The sequence below is a fragment of the Janthinobacterium sp. SUN100 genome (genome assembly GCF_030397705.1).
GTDB classification, from domain to species: Bacteria; Pseudomonadota; Gammaproteobacteria; order Burkholderiales; family Burkholderiaceae_D; genus Janthinobacterium; species Janthinobacterium kumbetense.
Map to the genome: position 1 here is coordinate 126,738 of NZ_JAPUBU010000008.1, position 13,222 is coordinate 139,959.

Annotated in this window: 11 protein-coding genes and 1 pseudogene; 3 read left to right on the forward strand and 9 right to left on the reverse strand. The window is 61.2% G+C overall.

The window, feature by feature from the left end; translation table 11 throughout:
• Nucleotides 1-46: 46 nt before the first annotated feature.
• The 8 genes and pseudogenes from O0881_RS28620 to O0881_RS28655 form a co-directional block, all read right to left on the reverse strand.
• Nucleotides 47-751, reverse strand: coding sequence for a hypothetical protein (locus O0881_RS28620; protein WP_289914044.1), 705 nt, complete (start codon nt 749-751; stop codon nt 47-49).
• 234 nt (nt 752-985) lie between these two features.
• Nucleotides 986-1,093, reverse strand: a pseudogene (locus tag O0881_RS29265) (zinc-ribbon domain-containing protein); the annotation flags it as partial.
• A gap of 281 nt (nt 1,094-1,374) precedes the next feature.
• Nucleotides 1,375-3,636 carry a YgiQ family radical SAM protein gene (locus O0881_RS28630; protein ID WP_289900575.1) on the reverse strand — a complete coding sequence of 754 codons (2,262 nt, stop codon included), beginning with the start codon at nt 3,634-3,636 and terminating at the stop codon, nt 1,375-1,377.
• Nucleotides 3,637-3,993: 357 nt separating this feature from the next.
• The gene (locus O0881_RS28635) at nt 3,994-4,272 is read right to left on the reverse strand and encodes a DUF4404 family protein (protein WP_034753883.1); all 279 of its coding nucleotides are present in this window, start codon (nt 4,270-4,272) and stop codon (nt 3,994-3,996) included.
• 11 nt (nt 4,273-4,283) lie between these two features.
• Nucleotides 4,284-4,496: a VF530 family protein gene (locus O0881_RS28640; protein ID WP_070219603.1), complete on the reverse strand. Its 213-nt coding sequence runs from the start codon at nt 4,494-4,496 to the stop codon at nt 4,284-4,286.
• A gap of 109 nt (nt 4,497-4,605) precedes the next feature.
• Complete coding sequence (locus O0881_RS28645; protein WP_289914046.1) at nt 4,606-6,759, reverse strand: M3 family metallopeptidase; 2,154 nt, start codon at nt 6,757-6,759, stop codon at nt 4,606-4,608.
• Between the two features lie 224 nt (nt 6,760-6,983).
• Complete coding sequence (locus O0881_RS28650) at nt 6,984-9,143, reverse strand: M3 family metallopeptidase (protein ID WP_289914047.1); 2,160 nt, start codon at nt 9,141-9,143, stop codon at nt 6,984-6,986.
• A gap of 153 nt (nt 9,144-9,296) precedes the next feature.
• Nucleotides 9,297-9,515, reverse strand: a complete 219-nt coding sequence (locus O0881_RS28655) for a SlyX family protein (RefSeq protein ID WP_034753936.1) — start codon at nt 9,513-9,515, stop codon at nt 9,297-9,299.
• 160 nt (nt 9,516-9,675) lie between these two features.
• On the opposite strand from O0881_RS28655, the gene O0881_RS28660 reads away from it, so the two are divergent.
• Both O0881_RS28660 and O0881_RS28665 read left to right on the forward strand, forming a co-directional pair.
• Entirely contained in the window at nt 9,676-10,068 is a 393-nt protein-coding gene (locus O0881_RS28660) for a type II toxin-antitoxin system RelE/ParE family toxin (protein WP_251351553.1), read from the forward strand.
• Nucleotides 10,065-10,421: an addiction module antidote protein gene (locus O0881_RS28665; RefSeq protein ID WP_251351552.1), complete on the forward strand. Its 357-nt coding sequence runs from the start codon at nt 10,065-10,067 to the stop codon at nt 10,419-10,421. Before O0881_RS28660 ends, O0881_RS28665 begins: the two co-directional genes overlap by 4 nt.
• 7 nt (nt 10,422-10,428) lie before the next feature.
• Here the strand turns inward: O0881_RS28665 and O0881_RS28670 are convergent, their stop codons facing one another.
• Complete coding sequence (locus O0881_RS28670) at nt 10,429-12,489, reverse strand: UvrD-helicase domain-containing protein (RefSeq protein WP_077398209.1); 2,061 nt, start codon at nt 12,487-12,489, stop codon at nt 10,429-10,431.
• A gap of 209 nt (nt 12,490-12,698) precedes the next feature.
• Here O0881_RS28670 and O0881_RS28675 point away from each other — a divergent pair, with 209 nt between their 5' ends.
• Nucleotides 12,699-13,184 (forward strand): SRPBCC family protein, encoded by a 486-nt coding sequence (locus tag O0881_RS28675; protein ID WP_099666092.1) that lies wholly within the window; start codon nt 12,699-12,701, stop codon nt 13,182-13,184.
• The last annotated feature ends 38 nt before the right edge of the window (nt 13,185-13,222 follow it).

Below are 13,222 nucleotides of genomic sequence, written 5' to 3' on the forward strand. Positions count from 1 at the left end.
TTATTCTCCGGAAAGATCAAAATAGGGGGAAGGCAAGCAGCGCGGCTTACTCGATCTGGATTTGCGACAGCGCCTTGTCCTGCGCTTCTTTCGCCTTGCGCTTGATGTCGAGCGCGTAGCGGTTGCCCGTGTCCATGCGCAACACGGCATTCGCGTTGGCAATGGCACAGTCGTATTTGCGCTGGCTCATGCAGTGGCTCGCTTCCGACAGGCTGTCCGTGATCACGCTTTCGAGACCGGAAGGCTTGCTGGCAGGCGCGGCCGGCGGCGTCACCTTGACGGGCTTGGCGGGCTTTTCCGCGACAGGTGCCGGCGCCGGTACTGGCGCTGGCGCCGGTGCGGGAGCTGCCGCTGGCTCAGGCTCAGGCTCGGCAGCAGGTGTCGCGGCATGGTCTGCCGTTGCGGCGCCATCGAACGCAGGGTCGCTGATGGCCAGCGGCTGCTCGGCGACAGCCGTCGTGTCTTCGGCGGGAAGCGTCGGCGTGGGGACTGGCGCGGGTTCGGCAGGCTTGGCTGACAGGTAATAGTATCCGCCTGCCGCACCCACTACCACCACCGCCGCGACGGCTGCGACGATCAGCTTGATGCGGCTGCCACCGGCCGGGCTGTCGGATGCCGCTGCGGGCACGCTGGCGGGTGCGGGAGCAGGTTCCGCTGCGGGGCCAGGATCGGCACGGCGCTTTTCCAGCACTGGCGGTGGCGGCGCGACAGGCTCCGCCACTGGCGCTGGGGCAGGCTCAGGTTCTGGCACGGGTATGGATGCAATGACGGGCTCAGTGACGGGCTCGATAAGCGGCTCGATCACGGGGGCGATCGCAGCCTCGATGACCGGCTCGATAACGGGTGCGATGACCGGCTCGATGACCGCTTCTGGCAGCGGCGGCGGCACCGCTGCGGCAACGGGCGCCACGGCAAAGCTGAATGCGCACTTGGGGCAGAACTTGGCGTCCGGCTTGCAATCATGGCCGCACTGGCCACAGGCTTTGCCTGGCACGGGAGCGGCGGCGGCAGGAGCAAGGGCAAACGTCGTGCCGCAGGAAGAGCAGAATTTTGCGCCCGGCTTATTTTCGGCCTGGCAGGAAAGGCATTTCAATTGGCATCTCTTTTCATCTAAACGCTGGAAGACGCGTACGCTGGCGCTTGCCAGAATGGCAGCATTGTTGCCGTACGGCTAAATATTCAACGAGTATATTTTCAAACACCAAGTTGCCACAAGGGAAAATTGCCTTTTGCTCTATTCATTTTTTAAATATTGGTAAAAATTCTGCTGCCCCCACATTTTTGCGCCCCATCCTGGTGCGCAGATAACAAAAAACCCGGCAACGCTGTGTGCGTTGCCGGGTTTTCAGGCGATGCCCGAGGGCACGAGGTCGTTTACTTGCGTCCGCCCCGTGCCGGCGCGGCATGGCCGCCCTTGGCTGGCGGCTTGCTGCCACGGCCCATCGGCACGGCGGCCGGCTTGGCCTTCGTCTTGATGGTCGACAAGATCGATGGACGCACCTTCGACTCGACGGCGGTCGCCTTCGGCGCCGCGGCCGTGCCGCCCAAGGCGATGCGGTTCTTGCCCGGCGTAACCTTGAACTTGTCCGGCGTGCCGGCGCCATGCGTCTGGCGGCTGCGTTCGCCGGCGGCCAGGCCGCCCGACTCGGACGAGGTCCAGGCAGGAATCAAATGCTTGTCGCCATTGCCGATCAAATCGCCACGGCCCATGTTGACCAGCGCTTCGCGCAGGATCGGCCAGTTGGCCGGGTCCTGGTAGCGCAGGAACGCCTTGTGCGTGCGGCGGATCTTGCCGCTGCGCGCCGTTTCCACCACTTCCGAGTCCGCCGTGACCTTACGCAAAGGATTCTTGCGCGTGTGATACATGGTCGTCGCCATAGCCATCGGCGTGGGCATGAAGGTTTGCACCTGATCCAGCTTGAAATTGTTTTTCTTCAACCACAGGGCCAGGTTCAGCATGTCCACGTCCGTCGTGCCCGGATGGGCGGCGATGAAGTAGGGAATCAAATACTGCTTCTTGCCTGCTTCCAAAGAGAAACGGTCGAACATTTCCTTGAACTCGTCATACGCGCCGATGCCGGGCTTCATCATCTTCGACAAGGTGCCCTCTTCCGTATGCTCGGGCGCGATTTTCAAGAGGCCACCGACGTGGTGCGTCACCAGTTCCTTCACGTACTCGGGCGAACGCACGGCCAGGTCGTAGCGCAAGCCCGAGCTGATCAAGACTTTCTTGATGCCCGGAATGGCGCGCGCCTTGCGGTACAGGGAAATGAGCTTGCTGTGGTCCGTGCCCAGGTTGACGCAGATGGACGGGTAGACGCAGGACAGCCGGCGGCACGAGACTTCGATCTCTTTTTCCTTGCAGGCGAGGCGGTACATATTCGCCGTCGGACCACCCATATCGGAAATGGTGCCCGTAAAGCCTTTGGTTTTATCGCGGATATGTTCAATCTCGCGCAAGATCGACGGTTCCGAACGGCTCTGGATGATGCGTCCTTCATGCTCCGTGATCGAGCAGAAGGTGCAGCCGCCGAAGCAGCCGCGCATGATGTTGACGGAAAAGCGGATCATTTCCCAGGCAGGGATATGCGCCTTGCCATAGCTCGGATGCGGGGCGCGCGCGTAATTCATGTCGTACACGCCATCCATCTCGTCCATGGCCAGCGGCAGCGGCGGCGGGTTGAGCCACACGTCGCGTTCGCCGTGCGCCTGCACCATGGCGCGCGCATTGCCGGGATTCGATTCCAGGTGGAACACGCGCGAGGCGTGCGCATACATGACGGGGTCATCCTTGACGACGTCATAGGCGGGCAGGCGCACCACCGTCTTGTCGTGCTTTTCCTTGGCCATGGCCAGGCGCTCTTCGCGGCTCATGATGCGGATCGGCTTGATGACTTCGGCCGATTTCGACGCATTCTCGGTCGCGCAGGCGGTCTTGTCTTCCTGCACCATCTCGTACGGGCTGTAGTGCGGATCGATCTTGCCGGGCACGTCGACGCGGGTGGAATTGTGCACGCCCCAGTCATCACCGGGCAACCAGCCGGACGGCACCATGAAGGCCGTACCGCGCAAGTCGCGGATATCCTTGATCGATTCGCCGGCAGCCAGGCGGTGCGTCAGGTCGACCAGCGCCCGCTCGGCATTGCCGAAGATCAACAAATCAGCCTTGGAATCGGGCAAGACGGAACGGCGGACCTTGTCCGACCAGTAATCGTAATGGGCGATGCGGCGCAGCGACGCTTCGATGCTGCCGATGACGATGGGCACGTCCGGATACGCTTCGCGCGCGCGCTGGGCGTACACGGTGACGGCGCGGTCAGGGCGCTTGTTCGGTTCCGCGTTCGCCGTGTAGGCGTCGTCGGAGCGGATCTTGCGGTCGGCCGTGTACTGGTTGACCATGGAATCCATGTTGCCAGCGGTAATGCCGTAGTACAGGCGCGGCTTGCCGAGGATGCGGAACGCGTCGGCCGACAGCCAGTCCGGCTGGCTGATGATGCCGACGCGGTAACCCTGCGCTTCGAGCAGGCGGCCGACCAGGGCCATGCCGAAACTCGGATGGTCGATGTAGGCGTCGCCCGTGACGAGGATGACGTCGCACTGGTCCCAGCCCAGCGTGTCCATCTCGGCACGCGACATCGGCAGGAAAGGCGCCACGGCAGCGCGGGCAGACCGCTTGGGAACGGTCGCAAATAAATTGGTAGGGGAGCTCATAGGGTACGGATTGTACCGGAATTGGCCATTTCCAACCTGACGGCCTGCTTTTTACTGTTGGATTTCAGTACAAAAAACGTTTATTTTTCAATCACTTGGGAAATTCCCATCGAGAAATTGTGACTGAGGAGCAGTTTTTTATCATTACATCAATACCGTCTCGGCGCCTCTCAAAACCGTAGCGAGCAAGCTCAATGCCGGGTTGAGTAGCGGAACCGTACGAAGGTACGGTGAGCAACGGATGCCCGGCAGTGGGCTGCGCAGTAGGTTTTCAGAGGCGCATCAGATACCCATATTGGCGAGAATTTCACCCAATTCGCGTAAGGCAGGCTCCAGTTTCGGATGCTTGACGGCAAACTTGGCCGACAATTCCTGGCTGCGCTCGGCCAGTCCATAGGTGGTCGACTCTTCTTCCTGTTCCTGCGCGGCGCGCTTTTCCATCAGCAACTTGATGTCGACATCGAGTTTTTGCAGCAAACCATGCAGTTCTTCATCGACGGGGCCGCTGGTTTCCAGCGTCGAATGCAGTTGTTGCAGCGATTCCTTGAGTTTGCTATCCATGTTTTTTCCTGTCAGTCAGTAAATTGCGTGTCCAGGAACAACTGTTCCACCTTGCTCCTGGCCCACGGGGTCTTGCGCAAAAACTTCAGGCTCGACTTGATGCTGGGATCGCTGATGAAGCAATTGATATCGATGTGCTTGGCCAAGCCGTCCCAACCGTAGTGGGCGTGCAGGCGCGTCACGATACCTTCCAGGGTAATGCCATTCAAATCTTGCTGACTCATATACTCTTTCGACTGCCTTCTTGTTTACATCTTACTCAATTCTACGCCGCCGGCACGGAAAGCTTGCGTGCGCCAGGTCAACGCAACGCAAGCTTCTGATGGGGACGTCTTACTTGGCGTTCAAGCCGCGGCGTTCCAGCAATGGTTCCACGGTGGCATCACGGCCGCGGAAGTCGCGGAACAGCTGCAGCGCATCGACACTGCCGCCGCGCGACAGCAATTTGCTGCGGAACCAGTCGCCATTCTTGCGCGTCAAGCCGCCGTTTTCCTTGAACCAGTTGACCGATTCCGCGTCCAGCTTTTCCGACCACAGGTAGGCGTAATACGCCGCCGAGTAGCCGCCGGAGAAGCTGTGCGAGAAGTAGCTGGTGCGGTAGCGGGGCGGCACGGGCGCGTAATCGACGCCCGCATCCTTCAGCGAGGCCGCTTCAAAGGCCAGCACGTCGGTCGGGACCTGGCTCGGCGCCAGCTGGTGCCAGCGCTGGTCCAGCAGGGCCGCCGACAGGTATTCCGTCGTCATGAAACCCTGGTTGAATTTCTTCGCCGCCGTCACCTTGTCGAGCAACTCCTGCGGCATGGCCGCGCCGCTCTGGTAGTGCTTGGCATAGTTTTGCAGCACTTCCGGCCAGACGGCCCACATTTCATTGACTTGCGATGGATACTCGACGAAGTCGCTCGGCACGCTGGTGCCGGCAAAGCGCGGGTATTTCACGTTCGAAAACATGCCGTGCAGCGCATGGCCGAATTCGTGGAACATGGTCGTCACTTCATCGAACGTCAACAAGGTCGGCTGGCCGGCGGGCGGCTTTGGAATGTTCAGCTGGTTGGCCACGACGGGATGCGTGCCCATCAGCATTGACTGCGACACGTATTCATTCATCCACGCGCCGCCATGCTTGTTGCCGCGCGCATAGAAGTCGGCGATGAACAGGGCCAGCGGCTTGCCGTTGGCGTCCAGCACGTCGTAGACGCGCACGTCCGGGTTGTAAACCGGCAAGTCCTTGCGTTCTTTGAAGCTGATGCCGTACAACTTGTTCGCGGCAAAGAAGACGCCGTTGTTCAGCACGCTGTTCAATTCCAGGTACGGTTTCAGCTCGTTTTCATCGAAATTGAAACGCTGCTTGCGCAGCTTGTCCGTGTAGATGGCCCAGTCGGCCGCGGCCACCTGGAAACCACCCTTCTCGGCATCGACGATTTGCTGCAGGTCGGCCGCTTCGCGGCGCGCATTGGCGACAGCCGGTTTCGCCAATTCCGACAGCAGGGTATTGACGGCCGTGGTCGTCTTGGCCGTCTGGTCTTCCAGCGAATACGCGGCGTAATTGGCGTAACCGAGCAGAGTGGCCCGTTCGGCGCGCAGCTTGGCCAGCTTCAGCACGATGGCGCGGTTGTCGAACTCGCCGCCCTGACTGCCGCGGTTCAGCGACGCATCCATCAGGCGCTGGCGCGTCTTGCGATCCGTCAATACCGCCAGCGGCGGCTGGCCGCTGGTGTTCACGAGAGCGATGACGAACTTGCCCGTCAAGCCGCGTTCCTTGGCTGCCGTGGCGGCCGTATCGATATCGCTGTCCGTCATGCCGGCCAGCTCAAGACGCGTGTCGACGACGATGCTCTTGGCATTCGTTTCCTTCAGCACGTTTTGCGCGAAAGCCGTTTCCAGGCCCGCCTGTTCGGCGTTATAGGCTTTCAGTTTTTCTTTATCCGCATCGGACAGCTTGGCGCCGGCGCGCACGAAATCCGTGTGATAGCGTTCCAGCAGGCGCAAGGATTCGGCATCCAGGCCCAGCTTGTCGCGCTTGGCGTACAGGGTGTCGATGCGGTTAAACAGTTTCGGATTCAGGGTGATGGCGTCGCCATGCGCGGCCAGCTTCGGCGACACGTCCACTTCCACCGCTTCCAGCACGCTGTTCGTGTTGGTCGACGTCATGTTGCTGAAGATGCTTTGCACGCGGTGCAGCAGCTGCCCCGTGCGCTCCAGGGCCACGATGGTGTTCTCGAACGTGGGCGCCTGGCGGTTGCTGGCGATCGCGTTGACTTCAGCCAGCTGGCGTTTCATGCCTTCGGCAAACGCCGGCGCGTAGTGTTCATCCTTGATCAGGCCGAACTGCGGCATCTGGAATGGCAGCGGGCTCGCTTTGAGCAGGGGGTTCTGGGCGCTGACGGCGGCGGCAGGCGCGGTTTTTGCAGTGGCGGCAGCCATGGCGGATGGGGCGGCGTGGGCCAGCATGACGCTGGCGGCGATGACGAGCAGTTGTGGACGGATCATGACATCTTTCAGGAAGCGCGGGAAGAACCGCGATCGCGTCGCGGGCCAGTGGCAGATCATAGCAGCCTGTCACACAGGCGTCATCCAACATGGGCGATCCTGTGGTGCATCACGCCAACTGCGCGGTTTACCACGGTTTACGAGCAGAATCGCCAAATAAAAATGGCCGCCCGTTGCGGGGGCGGCCATCGATGTTCAGCACCGGCCAGGCCGGTGACGGGGGATTACTTGCCGTTCAAGCCACGGCGTTCCAGCAGCGGCTCGATCTTCGCATCGCGGCCGCGGAAGTTGCGGTAGATATCGAGCGCATCGGCGCTGCCGCCGCGCGACAGCAATTTGCTGCGGAACCAGTCGCCGTTCTTGCGCGTCAGGCCGCCGTTTTCCTTGAACCACTCGACCGTGTCGGCGTCGAGCTTTTCCGACCACAGATACGCGTAGTAGCCGGCCGAATAGCCGCCCGCGAACGCGTGCGAGAAGTAGGTGGTGCGGTAGCGCGGCGGCGCCGGGGCGAAATCGACGCCCGCTTCGCTCAAGGCGGTTTTTTCAAACGCCAGCACGTCGGTGGGGATCTGTGCCGGGGTCAGCTGGTGCCAGCGCTGGTCCAGCAAGGCCGACGCCAGGTATTCCGTGGTTTTATAGCCCTGGTTGAAATTGTCGGCCGCCGTCACTTTCGCCAGCAGCTCGGCCGGGATGGCCGCGCCCGTCTGATAGTGCTTGGCGTAGTTTTGCAGCACTTCCGGCCACAGCGCCCACATTTCATTGACTTGCGACGGGTATTCGACGAAGTCGCGCGGCACGCTGGTGCCGGCGAAGCGCGGGTATTTCACGTTCGAGAACATGCCGTGCAGCGCATGGCCGAATTCGTGGAACATGGTGTTGACTTCGTCAAACGTCATCAGGGTCGGCTGGCCCGCTTCCGGCTTCGGAATGTTGAGGTTATTCGCGATGACCGGCTTGCGGTTCAGCAAGATCGATTGGCCCACGTAGGCATTCGCCCAGGCACCGCCGCGCTTGTTGCTCCGCGCGTAAGGGTCCAGGGTAAAGATGGCCAGCTGCGTGCCGTCTTCATTGAAGACGTCGTACACCAGCATGTCGGTGTTGTAGACGGGCAAGTCGGTGCGCTGCTTGAAGGTCAAGCCGTACAATTTACCTGCGGCAAAGAACACGCCCTTGGTCAGCACGCTGTGCATTTCAAAGTACGGTTTGAGTTGATTTTCATCAAAGTTATAGCGTTCGGCACGGACCTTGTCGCTGTAGAAGGCCCAGTCGGCGGCACCTACCTTGAAGCCGCCTTTGCCTGCATCGATGACCTTCTGGATATCGTCCGCTTCACGGCGCGCATTGACGACGGCCGGCTTCGCCAACTCGCCCAGCAAGGCGTTCACGGCGGTCGTGTCGTGCGCCGTCTGGTCTTCCAGCGAGTAGGCCGCGTAGTTCGGGTAGCCCATCAGCGCGGCACGTTCGGCGCGCAGTTTCGCCAGTTCCAGCACTTCCTGGGTGTTGTCGAACTCGCCGCCACGGCTGCCGCGCGCTTGCGAAGCGGCCATGATGCGTTCGCGCACGGCGCGATTGGTCAGCAGCGACAGCGGCGCCTGGCCCGTCGTGTTGACGAGGGCGATCACGTATTTACCGTCCAGGCCGCGCTTCTTGGCCAGGCCGGCGGCCACTTCGATGGCGGCCGGCGACAGGCCGTCGAGCTCTTCGCGCGTATCGACGACGACGGCCGACGCGTTCAATTCCTTCAGCACGTTCTGTGCGAACTTGGTCGACAGGGCAGCCAGCTGGCCGTTGTAGGCGCGCAGCTTTTCCTTGTCCGCCGCCGACAGCTTGGCGCCGGCGCGCACGAAGTCCGTGTGATAGCGTTCCAGCAAGCGTTTCGATTCCGCATCCAGGCCCAGCTTGCCGCGCTTGGCGTACAGGGTGTCGATGCGCTTGAACAATTTGTCGTTGAGCATGATCGCGTCGCTGTGGGCCGCCATTTTCGGCGCCAGTTCGCGTTCCAGGCCCTGGATCGTGTCATTCGTGTTCGAACCGGACATCACGGAAAACACGGTGCGCACGCGGCTCAGCAGCTGGCCCGAGCGTTCCATGGCCACAATGGTGTTGTCGAAGGTGGCTGCTTTCGGGTTATTCGCGATGGCATTGATTTCCGCCAGGTTGGCGGCCATGCCTGCCGTAAAGGCCGGCGCGTAGTCGGCGTCCTGCACCTTATCGAATGGCGGGTAGTTGAATGGCAGGCTGCTGGCTTGCGCAAACGGGTTCGAAACGGGCAGCGCCGCGGCCGCGGTAGCGGCGGTGGTTGGCGCGGTGGTGGCGGTAGCGGCAAAAGCGGCTGGCGCCAGCATCAGGCTGGCGGCGATGACGAGCATTGTTGGACGGGTCATGTCTACTTTCAAGGAACGCAAGAGAGCCGCGATTGTGTCGCGGGCCAGCCTGAAATAATAACAGCCTGAAACACTTGCGTCACCAGCAAAACCGATGGTAGTGCGCCCGCCGGTGATGAACGGTTTTCATGCACCCCGCATCACGATGCCGATTTAGTAATGCGGCGGGCGTTCGTTGACCAGCCCGCCATTTGCCTGCTGCGCCCCGTCGCGCACGTGCTCGCCCAGCTTGTGCAGCATCGCTTCCAGCTGGTCGATGCGCTTGCCCTGCTGGTACACCATCTGGTTCAGCGACTCGACCAGGTCTTCCTGCTGCGCCAGCTTGATTTCGATATCGACGAAACGTACTTCCATCTGTTCTGCATTGTCCATGGTGCTTCTGCTCATTTCTGACTGAAAGCGGCATTCTACCGCCGCAGCGGCGTGCGCCAGGACAAACAAACGGCATTCTTCCCGGTGCGGCGCCGATTCTTGCCTATTCTCTCCTTATAGCTTGATCAAGCCGCTTGACGAATGAGAACAAACGATTACAATGGTTGAACCAACACCAACACCAACCGAGCCACTGCTGATCGACACGCGCAAGACGGCCGAATACCGGCGCTGGGAAGATTCCCTGCACGACGTGGCGGCCGCTGCCATCGATGCGCGCATCAAGCACTTGCAGCACGGTAAAAAGGGCGACTGGCGGCCAGTGGGTGAAGGCGTGTGCGAACTGCGTTTTTTACAGACGGGACCGGGCTGGCGCGTGTATTTTCATGAAACGAACCGGGGCACCCTGATCTTGCTGCTGTTGGGCGGCAATAAATCCAGCCAGCAGCGCGACATCAGGCAGGCGCAAGCCATCCTGCGGGAGCTGAAAGCCCGGCAGGCGGCCCTCAAGAAAGCAGCAGCAAGCCCCTCGACAGGAGTACGAAAGAAATGAACCACGACATCGACCACGACACCTTCGACCTCGACGACCTGGAAGCATTGGGACTGAGCAAATTCGACCCGACGCAACACCTGACCAGCAAGGCCGCCGTGGCCGCTTACATGAGCGAAATCGTCGCCACCGGCAATGCCGAACTGTTCCAGTCGGCCATGAACGACGTGGTGCGCGCCTACGGCATGGGCAAGGTGGCGGCCCGTGCCGACATCACGCGTGAAGGCGCGTATAAGGCCTTGCGCGAAGGCAGCAAGCCGCGCTTCGAAACCATTTTAAAGATGCTCGATGCGCTGGGCATGCAGCTGGCCATCGTGCCGAAAACCACGCCGGACGGCGCCGCGGAAGCCTGAACGCCGCTTACACTTTCGGCGCGGCCAACAGCGCCTTCATGCGCGCCAGCCGTTCTTTCGGCGAAATCACTTCCGCTTCCGTGGGCACGGCGTCGCCCACGTCGAGTTGCATTTCCTTGATGAAACGCGACGGGTCGCAATGGACTTGCTCGCCGGCCCGCTTGCGCTTCTTGCACCAGGTGACGTGCAAGGTGCGCTGGGCCCTCGTGATGCCCACGTACATCAAGCGGCGCTCTTCCTGGATGCGCGCGGCGATGGTTTCGGCCGGCGCATCCGCGTCGCCCTTGTGCGGCAAAATCCCCTCTTCCACGCCGACCAGAAATACGTGCGGAAATTCCAGGCCTTTCGACGCGTGCAGGGTGGACATGCGCACGGCGTCCTGCTCCTCGTCCTTGCCTTCCAGCATGGTCATCAGGGCCACCATCTGCGTCAATTCCAGCACGTTCTTTTCTTCGCCGTCGCGGTCCTTGCCGCCCCGGCCCCGCTCCTTGAGCCAGTTGACGAATTCCAGCACGTTCTGCCACTTGCTTTGCGCTTGCCGTTCCTCGAAGGCATCGTACAGATACGATTCGTAGTGGATTTCCTTCATCATGTCGTCCAGCACCTCGGCCGCGTTATCGCCGCTGCCGGCCGCGCCCGGACGGCTGGCGCGCGATTCGAGGTCGTTGATGAAGTTGCAGAAGTCGCGCAACGGCCCCAGCTGGCGATCCGTCAGCTTGGCCTCGATGCCGCCCTTGAAAACGGCCTGGAACAGCGAACACTGCCACTGGCCCGAAAACGCGCCCAGCACCTCCAGCGTCGACTGGCCCACGCCCCGGCGCGGCGTCGTCACGGCGCGAATAAACGCCGGATCGTCGTCTTCGTTGGCCAGCAGGCGCAGGTAGCTGATGATGTCCTTGATCTCGGCCTTGTCGAAGAAACTCTGGCCGCCCGAGATCGTGTACGGGATGCGCTCCTTGCGCAGACACTGCTCGATGATGCGCGCCTGGTGGTTGCCGCGGTACAAAATGGCGTAATCCGAAAATTTGTTCTTGCGCTCGAAATGGTCGGCCGAGATCATGATGGCGACCTGCTCCGCCTCCTGCTCGTCCGTCTGCATGCCCAGCACCTTGATCGGCTCGCCCAGGCCGTGTTCCGACCACAGCGACTTTTCAAACAGTTTGGGATTGTTGCCGATGACGGCATTGGCCGCATTGAGCACGCGCATGGTGGAGCGATAATTTTGCTCCAGCTTGATCACGCGCAAATCGGGGAAATCCGTCTCCAGGGTCTTCAGGTTTTCCACGGTGGCGCCGCGCCACGCATAGATCGCCTGGTCATCGTCGCCCACGGCCGTAAACATCGGCTTCTTGCCGATACCCGTCACCATCAGTTTCACCAGTTCGTACTGGCAAGTGTTCGTATCTTGGTATTCGTCGACGAGCAGATAGCGCAGGCGGCGCTGCCACTTGTCGCGCACGGGGCCGTTGTTGCGGAACAGCTCCACCGGCAGGCGGATCAAATCGTCGAAATCGACGGCCTGGTAGGCAGAGAGCGTTGCCACGTAGCTGCGGTAGATGCGCGCCGCATTCGCCTCGTCCTCATCCTTGGCTTGCGCCAGGGCCATGTCCGGATCGATCAGGCCATTTTTCCACAAGGACATGGCGTTCTGGATGCCACGGATCACCTGTTTATCGGTGGTAATGGCGAGGTCTTGCACGAGGGAAAAACAGTCGTCGCTGTCCATGATGGAAAAGCGGTCCTTCAGCCCCACGCCATTGGCTTCCTGGCGCAGGATTTTCACGCCCAGCGAGTGGAAAGTCGACACCGTCAACTGCTTGGCCTGGCGCGGCTGTTTCAACAGCTTGGCGATGCGTTCCTGCATTTCCAGTGCCGCCTTGTTGGTGAAGGTCAAGGCGGCGATGGTGCGCGGGTCATAGCCCCGGTCTTCGATCAGATGGGCGATCTTTTGCGTGATCACGCGCGTCTTGCCCGAGCCGGCGCCCGCCAGCACCAGGCAGGGGCCGTCGAGGTAGGTAACCGCTTCGCTTTGGGGCGCATTCAGACCGAACTGTGGTGCTTTGGACATCAGGGTATTTCCGCAGGGAACAGCAGCCCATTGTAACAGCGTCGCGCCCGCCTTTTGCACGCTGGCGCATGCCCGAAAAACAGGCAATGGCATTGATATATCGCCATATGCCGCCATCTGGGCCGCTGCAATGCGTGCGGCGATGCCACGCCTGGAGTACCATTCCGCCTATATCGCCCCTGCGCGCCCACTTACCGAATGGCAGTCCCATGAAATTTGAACACCTGATTGAAATCAACGATCCATTGAACCCGCTGATCGACACCTTGACCCTGGAACAGGTCTGGCGCGGCCTCGTCTTGCGCGCCGAATCGCCGAAGCTGTTCGTGCCCCACCTGGACGAATGCCAGATCAGCGAGCGCAGCGACGCCGGTTTCGCGCGCAGCCTGCGCTATGGCGAACTGGTCATCAACGACAAGGTGGTGCTGGTGCCGCAACTGCAGGTGCGCTACGAAGTGCCGGCGCAAAAGGATATCAGTGCCTCCTCGCTGGTGATGACCATCGAGATGCCCGACGAAGCGAGCCTGTGGGTGCGCTTCCAGTACGACGACGGCCACGACGCGGCCACCGATGCGGCCAACGCCCTGTACGACGACTTCCGCCGTTCCGCCTACAAGGAGTCCGACATCGACACCGTGCGCATCATGCGCGAACTGGCGCTCGAAGGGCGGCTCGATGCGGGTTTGCTGAATTAAGCTATTCGTGTAGAGAGTGTCTGGAAAACGCTCAGGGC

What these genes read in the sequence shown, in the direction of transcription:
- O0881_RS28630 (WP_289900575.1), bottom strand. Translation starts at nt 3,636, where the DNA reads ATGTCGCGTGCCGAGATGGACACGCTGGGCTGGGACCAGTGCGACGTC.
- O0881_RS28635 (WP_034753883.1), bottom strand. Translation starts at nt 4,272, where the DNA reads ATGGATAGCAAACTCAAGGAATCGCTGCAACAACTGCATTCGACGCTG.
- O0881_RS28640 (WP_070219603.1), bottom strand. Translation starts at nt 4,496, where the DNA reads ATGAGTCAGCAAGATTTGAATGGCATTACCCTGGAAGGTATCGTGACG.
- O0881_RS28645 (WP_289914046.1), bottom strand. Translation starts at nt 6,759, where the DNA reads ATGATCCGTCCACAACTGCTCGTCATCGCCGCCAGCGTCATGCTGGCC.
- O0881_RS28650 (WP_289914047.1), bottom strand. Translation starts at nt 9,143, where the DNA reads ATGACCCGTCCAACAATGCTCGTCATCGCCGCCAGCCTGATGCTGGCG.
- O0881_RS28655 (WP_034753936.1), bottom strand. Translation starts at nt 9,515, where the DNA reads ATGGACAATGCAGAACAGATGGAAGTACGTTTCGTCGATATCGAAATC.
- O0881_RS28660 (WP_251351553.1), top strand. Translation starts at nt 9,676, where the DNA reads ATGGTTGAACCAACACCAACACCAACCGAGCCACTGCTGATCGACACG.
- O0881_RS28665 (WP_251351552.1), top strand. Translation starts at nt 10,065, where the DNA reads ATGAACCACGACATCGACCACGACACCTTCGACCTCGACGACCTGGAA.
- O0881_RS28670 (WP_077398209.1), bottom strand. Translation starts at nt 12,489, where the DNA reads ATGTCCAAAGCACCACAGTTCGGTCTGAATGCGCCCCAAAGCGAAGCG.
- O0881_RS28675 (WP_099666092.1), top strand. Translation starts at nt 12,699, where the DNA reads ATGAAATTTGAACACCTGATTGAAATCAACGATCCATTGAACCCGCTG.